The organism is Nostoc sp. (genome assembly GCF_036919895.1).
In the GTDB taxonomy this organism is placed as follows: Bacteria; Cyanobacteriota; Cyanobacteriia; order Cyanobacteriales; family Nostocaceae; genus Nostoc.
In genome coordinates, this window is sequence record NZ_JBALBW010000064.1 from 1 (window position 1) to 9594 (window position 9594).

Sequence of the window (9594 nt, forward strand, 5' to 3'; positions counted from 1 at the left end):
ATCTGTGAGGCTGCTAGAGTATGGCATAACTGCTGGATACGACTTTTGCCGTCACTTTACTTCAACACAGTAAAAGATGTCAAATGGGTTCTATAAATGGCACTCAGCTTTGTGCCATCCCTGTTGAGAAAAATGTTGCTCGGTATCAAAATTTTACCAGTCTTGAATAAAATTCTCTGATAAATATAAAATGCAAACCAGTATAATTCTCATCTTCTCAGAACTTTGCTGCTCTCCAAATGTCAACCTTCTATAATATTTTTTGTTGCTTAGAGCAAGCGACAGGAGGCAAACTGCCGTTATAAAATTCAATTCATTTCTAGACTGCCGTCCAGCAAGTATGTCATAAGTAGAAAAGGCTGTTAAATGCAAACTGATTTATGACTGCTGCTGTAAAAACTAATCCTGGCTTCGCTTCCCGCTTGGTAAATGGCGTACTGGCAATCAAGCCTTTAGCCAACCTAGCCAAACATCAAGCCCGTCAAATGATGATTAAACGTGCCGAGAGGATTGGTGTGCCTTGGACGCAAGAAGTCGAGACACTACAGGCGCGTGATTGGAAGGCTGATTTAGCTCAAGTAGAAAATCCTCAGCTTTCCTACCCAGAATACTATTTGAGGACATTCCATGCCTACGAAGATGGAAACCTCAGTTGGAAAGCTGCTTGCGAGTTAGAAGTTGCTGCTCGTACTGTCCATGCTGGAATTTGGCAAGATGCTGGAGCAGAAGGAGATGCTAAACTGCGCCAAAGTTATCATGATATCCTCAAAGCACAAATCCCCAATCAACCCCAAGAAATCCTAGATTTGGCCTGTGGTGTGGGTTTGAGTACATTTACCATGCAAGAAATTTATCCCGATGCCAAAATTACAGGCTTGGATTTATCTCCCTACTTTTTAGCTGTTGCCAATTACCGCGCTGGGCAACGTCAAGCTAAAATTAACTGGCTTCATGCCCAAGCTGAATCTACTGGTCTACCAGATGCCTCATTTGATTTAGTCTCAATTTTCTTGATGTGTCACGAATTACCGCAGTCAGCAACCCGACAGATTTTAGCTGAAATGCGGCGTATGCTGCGTCCCGGTGGCTACTTGGCAATCATGGATATGAATCCCAAGTCTGAAGTTTACCAGAAAATGCCAGCCTACATTTTGACGTTGCTCAAAAGTACTGAACCGTATTTAGATGAATATTTTGCTTTGGATATTCAGCAAGCTATTGTTGAAGCAGGTTTCCAAACTCCCACTATTACTAATAACACTCACCGTCACCGCACAGTAATTGCTCAAGTGAGTGGTTGATTTTTCTTTAATATTGTGGGCAGTAATACCACCCTTGCTGCTGCTAGGCTACTACTACTATCGAGTCCCATTTGCCCCACCTTTGTTAAGGTTACTGATGTTCTTTAGCATTGGGGCAATATCTGGTCTTTTAGCCCTTAGACTCGAATCGAATTTTGAAACTGTAGCCAATTGGATTGTAGATTGGGAACGAATCAAGCGATCGCTTCCTGGTGCAATTTTGCGGCAGCTTGTGGAAGTAGGTCTAATTGAAGAAGGCTGCAAGTTAGCAGGGGTTATTGTGCCAACCTACTATTTGCAACGCACGTATCGATTACTTCCCTCAACCGTTTTCCTCTTCACCATAGCCGTTGCCCTTGGATTCACTGCCGAAGAGAACTGGATTTACCTTTTTAACGATACAGCATCAATTCCTGGCCGTACTATCAGCACGCCAGTCCATGCCATGTTCTCTGCACCTTGGGGATATGCCTTGGGAATGTATATTTCGTCTAAAAATCGGTTACATCAAGACAGGAAGTTGATTTTTAGGGCTTGGCTAAATTCTGTAATCTGTCATGCCCTAGTTAATATTCTATCTATTGCTTGCGGTTACTCACTAGCGCTATGTTTCCTTCGTTATGGTTTATTTCCGTTTCTATTATGGATGTTTTGGCGACTAGAACAATTACTGCGAAAAGTGCAAGGTAAACCCGTAATTACCTTGATTTCAGAACGATCGCCCCAGCGCCGTTACTGGCAAAGAAGTTTAGTGCTTTTTGCCCTCGTGCTGGGTGGAAATGCCATTTTTGGGCTGTTTCTCTTAGCCAATAAAATTAGTCCTTTGAGTCCGTCAAAGCTTTTTGAAAGTTATATTTTGTGGTTTATATTTAGTCGCTTTTTGCTAAATCTCTTTTTTGGAGTTTTAGCTTGGGGTATTTATCGCTATTTGCGACATTCCGCCCGTCGCCGCTATTTTTAAAATATGATTTAAGAAAATGCTAGGGGGTTTCTATGCAAACAACTCCAGTGCGTTGGACGACAGATGACCTAGAGTTCTTCGCTAGCGATTCTCGTTCCGCGTCGTGAGCAAGCTGCATTAAAGTTAGCAGCTACCTTATTTAGTCAAGATGAATTGACAAGTCCTTTGCTACCTGGTTTCACCTGCTTAGTAAGTAAACTTTTCTAGCCTTAAATTCTTGTCAATCATCCTCTTTACTCTGTGTTCTCTGTGCCTTTGCGGTTTAATAAATTACTTTTAAACCACAGAGTCGCAGAGAGCGCAGAGAGGAAAAATAGATATTACCAGTCACTTTGAAAGAGTTAATGCTAATAATTACTAATTATTGCAAATGTTCTATGCCTGGATTTTCAATTACCTAAACCCGCGCTAACACTGGCTGATTCAGGGATGCACTGACTGAATCTGATTCTGACTCTGTGCAGTAGATTTCGCAGGAGTTATTAGGACTTTCAATCAATTTCACCTTGTAAAGTTTAGCTCCCAATTCAAGAATTGGCGATCGCAATAAATTACTAATGTAAAGTGCGATATTCTCAGCGGTGGGAACAATTTCGGCAAAATAAGGAATGTCTTTATTTAAAAAAGTGTGATCGAATGGTTCCACTACATAATCTTCTACCACTTGATTCAAACCCCCTAAATCGACAATCATGCCAGTGCGTGGGTCAATTTCTCCTTTGACGGTGATTTCTAGATGATAGTTGTGTCCATGACCGTGAGGACGGGCGCACTTACCATAAATCTCAGTATTTTCTTCGTTACTGAGACTAGGATGAGCTAACCGATGGGCGGCGCTAAAGTGAGTACTGATAGTAAGGTATGCTTCCATTGCGTTTCCCATATAATCTGCCCAAAGTTCAGGATGTTCAAATAACTGTACGCGGATTAAAGGCAAGTGCGGTGTTAATCGTTGCCAGATAATCCGTGCAATATTCTCAGTGGTGGGCAGAGTTTCTTGAAATTCTGCCCACACATCGTTGATATAAGAGAAATCCAATTGACTGGTAACTTCCCGTTTGATTACGTGTTTCACATCAGACAAGTTCAGCACCATACCATATTCATCCAATTCCCCTGCTAGGGAGATAAATAAGACATAGTTATGTCCGTGTCCAGGAAATCTAGAACCAGCACCAAATTTTTCAATATTCTCGGCTTCACTCAGTTCTGGCAACCAATAGCGATGACTTGCTGAAAACTGGGCGCGGCGATTAACAATACATTGCATGAGTACACTATGAGCAGAATTTAAAATTTCTTAATCTTTTTCTGTTTCCAGCATAAACTAATTTCTTTGTCATTAGTCATTTGACCATGCCCAATGCCCAATAACTAAATAACAGATGCTTGTGCTTCGCAATGTAATCTCGTAGCTATGCGGAATAACTCTTGACCTGTGTGTAAATAACGCTCATCGTAGCTCAAAGGAAAATAAGCAAACTCATCAAGTCCATCTGATACTTGATTGAGGCTGTAATAGAGGTTAGCCGCAGTCCCTGCTAAATTAGAGGGATTCGGCAGAGATCGAAAAATAATTTGTGCCTGCTTGAGGTCATCTCGACAGGTTTGTAAGTATTCCTGAAATTCATCTAACAACTCATCATCAAAAGGATCGGCAGCTAATTGCTCTATTTGCTCCTCTAGAGAATAGAGAATACCAAAAAGCAGATGATTGACTGGTTGATAAACTCGACGCAGCCATTCTTCAACTTGCTCGTCAGCTTCCCGTCCTGTTTTTCGTTTTGTCTGGTAATGATTTTGTGCTGATGCTGTACGCTGTTGGCGATCGCTATTTAATTTTTGAGAGTCATCTTGCAGTTGTTGGTCATAATTGCGGCGATTATGGTTATCGCCTAAGACTTCATAAGCTGCATTGATGAGAATAATCTGCTCGCGATCGGCAGTATCCTGATTAGTGTCAGGATGAAATAACTTAACCAAGCGGCGATAAGCTTGCTTAATCTCCGCAAGGCTTGCACTTGGACTAACTTTGAGAGTTTCGTAATGGTTAGAAACGTGCTTAGAATTGACCATTAATTCAATTTATCGTTAGCTGATGCTAGCGGCTAATATTGCCTCCAGGTCTTGGAACAACGGTGTACTCAAATATCTCTCACCAAAGCTGGGCTGAATCATCACAATTAAACGCCCTTTGTTTTCTTGACGTTGAGCAACGCGAATTGCTGCACATAAAGCGGCTCCACTGGAAATACCAGATAATAGCCCTTCTTCTTTTGCCAAACGCCGACTATAAGCGATCGCTTCTTCATCGGTGACGGTAATCACTTCATCTATCAATTTTAGCTTGAGTACTTGGGGAATAAACCCAGCGCCAATCCCTTGAATTTTGTGTGGCCCTGGCTGTCCTCCAGATAAGACTGGGCTATTGGCTGGTTCAACAGCGATCGCCTTAGAGCTAGGTTTGCGTGCTTTAATCACTTCTGCTACACCAGTTATCGTACCACCAGTACCTACCCCAGCTACGATTATATCTACTTGTCCATCAGTATCTTCCCAAATTTCTAGGGCTGTAGTTTCCCGATGCACTTTTGCATTGGCTGGATTGCGGAACTGCTGCAACATATAGGTATTTGGCGTACTATTAACTATTTGTTGCGATCGTTGAATTGCCCCACTCATCCCTTCCATTCCTGGTGTTAGTTCCAGTTCTGCTCCATAAGCTCGCAACATTGCCCGACGCTCTCCACTCATCGTCTCTGGCATTGTCAAAATTAAGCGATAACCCTTAGCTGCTGCTACCATTGCTAGGGCAATTCCTGTGTTTCCAGAAGTGGGTTCTACCAATATTGTCTTCCCAGGAGTAATCAGCCCCTCCTCTTCGGCAGCATTAATCATGCTGACCCCAATCCGGTCTTTGATCGATGCCGATGGGTTCATGCTTTCTAGTTTCACCAAAATTTCAGCAACACATCCTTCTGTTTGGGGAATGCGGTTCAACTGTACTAAGGGTGTACGACCAACCAGTTCTGTAATGTTACAAGCAATTCGCATAATTATAGTCCTCAGTTACTTAGTCAAGAGTCATTTGTCATTGATGAGTCCAGTCCTGTTTGGCTTTGCATTTCCCGCAAGGTAGGGGGTTTCCTAACAAGCATGAACTGACGTTAGTGATAAATGAGAATATTACCCATAAGATGTTTTAAAAGTATTATTGCTAACATTAAAATATCGAAAACCTAACCCCCTGCCCCCCTTCCTATATATAGCGTTTCCTAATCATACGAGGTACATCATAGCCCCCTCCCCGCAAGCGATGAGGGGGTTGGGGGTGGGGTTCTTTTACCTAACTCAACTGAGAACCGCTATATATATAAAACCCGCCACAATTTATAACTCTTAACTGAAAAATCTTAACTGTACTGATAACTCCTAACTTCTCTAGCATACTCCGGTTAATTACTGGGGTTTATCTATTCCTGCCACTGAAAACAAAAAACCCCGCCTGATGGCGGGGACAAATAGGTTCAAAATTGTCAGTAGATAGTCAACACTTTAGAAAGTGAAAGTTGTTCTGAGCGTACCGATAATTGCATCGTCGTTATCGCTGCTCTGACCAGGAGAGGTCAACCAAATTACACCAGGGGTAACTGAGATGTTATCAGACACACGATACTTGTAGAAACCTTCAAAGTGATATGGTACATTATTACCAACAAAACCTGGTCGGTTAAAGGAATAGGGTTCTGCACCTGCAAAAATACCTAAAACGTTACCCTTTTTACCGAAATCAGGTAAGGCTACCCCAAGACCATAGCTCCAAGCTTGATAATCATCATTTGCAGCAACACCTGTGACATCATGATAAGAAACGAAGCCACTAATTGACAGCTTGTCGCTGGGTCTAAAGGCAGCCGACACACCGTAGGAATTACTTGAAGATGGGCTTAAAGTATTTGTTGTACCATTACCTAAAAAGTTAGCTTGTCTAGTGCCTACATCAAAAGCTCCAACTGTTCCCTGTGAACCAGAGTCGAATAAAGCACCACTTGCGCTATACCCATGAACGTAGGTAGCAGCTAAAGCGACGCGATCGCCAACACTAAAGTTCAACTGTCCTAAAGCGGCATAGTCACCGTTGGTTAGACCTTGACTAAGACCAGGATTATTAGCTTGTGATGCCAAGTAACCCGCAGTGATTGAGCTATTTCCTAAGATGCCGCCACCTTTACCAAGAGGTAGATTGAGCGCTATACCTGCACCGCCACCAATCCGATAGATGGGACTTTCAGAAGCAAAGGTAGATAAAGCACCGTTACCGCCATCAGTATTATCAAAAAAGTAAGGGTTGTTGACAGCAGCATACTGGCTGTGTCGTCCGCCACTGGCCGCCAAGTACACATTGGCTGGGCCTATGGGAACTTCATAAGTCAAGCGGTCTATGGTGACAGCATTACCACCAGTATTACCAACTTGGAATGTCTGTGTCCCTTCCGCACCACTATTAATGCCATCTATTGCAAAGGGTTGTGCATTCCCAGCTGCTAGACGGGTGTGTAAAACGTCTCTACCCGTGAAGCTAGTTTGCAAGTCTAAACGTACCCGATCTTGGAAGACAGTATTATTGTTGTCACCATTCCTACCTCCAAACACATCAGTAACGCCAAAAACGGCTTCACCGACTAGTTTTGTGGTAGTGGAGAACTGATTCGCTTCCAATTCAGCAGTCCGTGCTTCTAAGGAATCTACGCGACCGCGTAGAGTTGCCAATTCTGCGGAAAATTCTTCTTGTAAACGTTGTAGGGTCGCTAAATCTTGTTTAGTCACCAAGTCAGCTGTTGCTGTGGCAATCAATTCGTTAACCCGATCCAAACAAGCATTCAAACCAGCAGCAAATTCATAACGGGTCAAAGCACGGTTGCCGCGATAAGTAGCATTTGGGTAACCTGCAATACAACCATAGCGCTCAACCAAGGACTGCAATGCTTGGAATGCCCAGTCAGTAGGTTGTACATCGGAAAATTGAGAAACCGATGTTACTTGAGACTGAGAGTTATTTTGGTTGCCTTCGTTGCTGTAGCGGTTAACTTGATCTATCGTTGTTTGAGCCAATATTTCTGGCTGTTGGGCAACTTCAGCTACAGTTGCTTGTTTCGCTGGTGATACTTCAGTGGTTTTGTTTGGAGCCGCAATCGCTGTTGTCGAAACTAACAATGTTGCTCCCAAAACTGCTGGGCTAACCACTAAGGATTTCCATAAGAGATTAGACATCTTTTCTTTACTCCTCACACCTTGTTTAGATAATTGGTTTCGTTCCACCTAATTCCCGAAGATGCCACATCTCATTGAAACCTATGGATGAGGCATAATTGCCATTACTACAATTCTAGTTTTTGCAAAGCTAATAAACGATTAACTTAGGGTTAAAAACTGATGTGATTAACTTATGCAAAAACATATCTTTATATCATAACATTATAAAACATCTAATCTAGATGGCAAGATTGGAGCGATCGGCTTAATAACTGTCACACATGGTTATCTAAATCTCTAAGCAGGCAGTAGGGTTTAGGGGATCTGCTTCTCACTTGGCTAAATTGCTGAAAGCGCTAGATACTTAGCAGCTTGTGAGTAAAAATCACTTTTCACACTTAGCCAAGCAGAAATTGCACACTAGTTAAAGTACACTAGCTTGGCTGTACAAATTTAGCAAAGCCTTTCTGCTCGGCTATTCGCCTGGTATTGTTGGAATAGAAACAAAATCAGGAATCAAGGTTTTTGAAACCCGCGCACTCCAAAGAAAAACCTGTAACATTACTCTCAATCAATTTACGGGCTACTTTTCCTTCATAAGTAAGAAGTAAAGATAGGCGGCTTTTGTCTTTGTCGTGGTTACTTCCAGTTTTCTGGTGCAAGATGTCAAAAGAAACTACTTAGAGTACTCCAAATAAAGAAAATGCCCAATTGTCATTGCGTTCGCCCTTGGCGTTCCTGTTCGGGTAGCGTCTCCGAAGGAGAAGGGTGCGAAGCGAAGGAATTGCAGCCCTTGAGATTTACTTCGCTTCGCTCTCTACGAGACGCTACCCGAACGCAATGACGGGTTTTGGATCATTTATTTTTTAGAACACTGTTATTTAATTTGCGAAATCACCTGTGCTACATCAAAGTCTGTCTGCGTTAGCCCACCTGCATCATGTGACGTAAGTGTAATCTTCACTTTGTTGTAGGAAATCTCTATATCTGGATGATGTCCTGCTGACTCAGCCGGTTCCACCAGTTTATTGACAAACTCAATTGCTTGGATAAAATCCTTGAATGTGCGGGTAATATGCAACTTGGAGTCTTCAACAGTCCAACCTGACAGAACCTTTGCATGTTCTTGGATTTCCGCTTTAGTGAGTAGTTGTGCCATGTCAAAAAATTCCTAAGCTATGTTATGTTCACTCAGTTTTGCATTTAACAGAAAAAACCCTATTTAATTTTCCACATATACACACACGCATGAAGATAAACTAATGCTTCATACGTGTGTGTATATTTAAATCAGGCTTGGTAAATATTTGATGCAAGATATTTTTATTTTTAAGAAAACTTAAACGCATTGGCTTTACCCGCCGCAGGTTTCGCTATCTAAGTTTTCAAAAGTCACCCTTAAAAAACTATCCGCTCTGATTTAGATCGGACGATCTAAATTAGAGCGGTCTAGCGGGTCTTCAGGTTGCAACCAGACTGCCGGAAGGAACTCCGAGCTTGCCTAGCTACTTGAGCTAACTTAGTATCTCAAAGATAACTAAGGCTAACTTTTAGAGAACAGCCCCGGCACACAGCCGGCTAACTGCAACCTGATGACCCATGCATTTACTACTTTCTATCATGGGCATCACCTCCTTATTGCCTAAGCGGTCTTAGTTTTAAAAGGGCAGAGTTTTTACTCCGGGTTTATAACCTTCACCTAACATAACATATAAATTTGGAGATATTAACCTATTAACCATGATATATAAAAAAATCTCCCGCCTTTTGGTGGGAGATGAGTGGAGAATGGGGAATGTTGATGACTTATGCCAAGAAGATTATTTAATCTGGCTGATGTCAAGTTTTGGCAACTACATTCCTGATTCAAGTCATGGTCAGCTTTTAATATTAGAGAGCGTTACCGCGAGGTAGAACTTCCTCAGGGAATACAAATTGTTCGTGTGGTTGATCTTGAGGAGCCATCCAAGCGCGGATACCCTCATTCAGCAAAATGTTTTTGGTATAGAAGGTTTCAAACTCAGGGTCTTCCGCCGCCCGTAATTCTTGGGAGACGAAATCATAAGCCCGCAGGTTGAG

Annotated in this window: 7 protein-coding genes and 2 pseudogenes; 3 read left to right on the forward strand and 6 right to left on the reverse strand. The window is 42.3% G+C overall.

Features of this window, described 5'->3' with window-relative positions; translation table 11 throughout:
• Positions 1-380: 380 nt before the first annotated feature.
• From V7K55_RS11575 to V7K55_RS11585, 3 genes and pseudogenes are all read left to right on the forward strand, one after another.
• Positions 381-1301 (forward strand): class I SAM-dependent methyltransferase, encoded by a 921-nt coding sequence (locus V7K55_RS11575; protein ID WP_334831316.1) that lies wholly within the window; start codon positions 381-383, stop codon positions 1299-1301.
• Complete coding sequence (locus V7K55_RS11580; RefSeq protein WP_334831318.1) at positions 1294-2262, forward strand: PrsW family intramembrane metalloprotease; 969 nt, start codon at positions 1294-1296, stop codon at positions 2260-2262. Before V7K55_RS11575 ends, V7K55_RS11580 begins: the two co-directional genes overlap by 8 nt.
• A 93-nt stretch (positions 2263-2355) precedes the next feature.
• Positions 2356-2469 (forward strand): annotated as a pseudogene (locus V7K55_RS11585) (Uma2 family endonuclease); the annotation flags it as partial.
• A 190-nt stretch (positions 2470-2659) separates the two neighbouring features.
• Here V7K55_RS11585 and V7K55_RS11590 read toward each other — a convergent pair.
• From V7K55_RS11590 to V7K55_RS11615, 6 genes and pseudogenes are all read right to left on the reverse strand, one after another.
• Positions 2660-3532, reverse strand: coding sequence for a 6-carboxytetrahydropterin synthase (locus V7K55_RS11590; protein ID WP_334831321.1), 873 nt, complete (start codon positions 3530-3532; stop codon positions 2660-2662).
• A 104-nt stretch (positions 3533-3636) separates the two neighbouring features.
• Complete coding sequence (locus tag V7K55_RS11595; RefSeq protein WP_334831323.1) at positions 3637-4338, reverse strand: J domain-containing protein; 702 nt, start codon at positions 4336-4338, stop codon at positions 3637-3639.
• A gap of 15 nt (positions 4339-4353) precedes the next feature.
• Positions 4354-5316, reverse strand: a complete 963-nt coding sequence (gene cysK, locus V7K55_RS11600; protein ID WP_334831325.1) for a cysteine synthase A — start codon at positions 5314-5316, stop codon at positions 4354-4356.
• A 501-nt stretch (positions 5317-5817) separates the two neighbouring features.
• Positions 5818-7533: an iron uptake porin gene (locus V7K55_RS11605; protein WP_334831327.1), complete on the reverse strand. Its 1716-nt coding sequence runs from the start codon at positions 7531-7533 to the stop codon at positions 5818-5820.
• Between the two features lie 859 nt (positions 7534-8392).
• Positions 8393-8674, reverse strand: a complete 282-nt coding sequence (locus tag V7K55_RS11610) for a 4a-hydroxytetrahydrobiopterin dehydratase (RefSeq protein WP_094341154.1) — start codon at positions 8672-8674, stop codon at positions 8393-8395.
• Between the two features lie 731 nt (positions 8675-9405).
• Positions 9406-9594: pseudogene (locus V7K55_RS11615) on the reverse strand (photosystem II D2 protein (photosystem q(a) protein)); the annotation flags it as partial.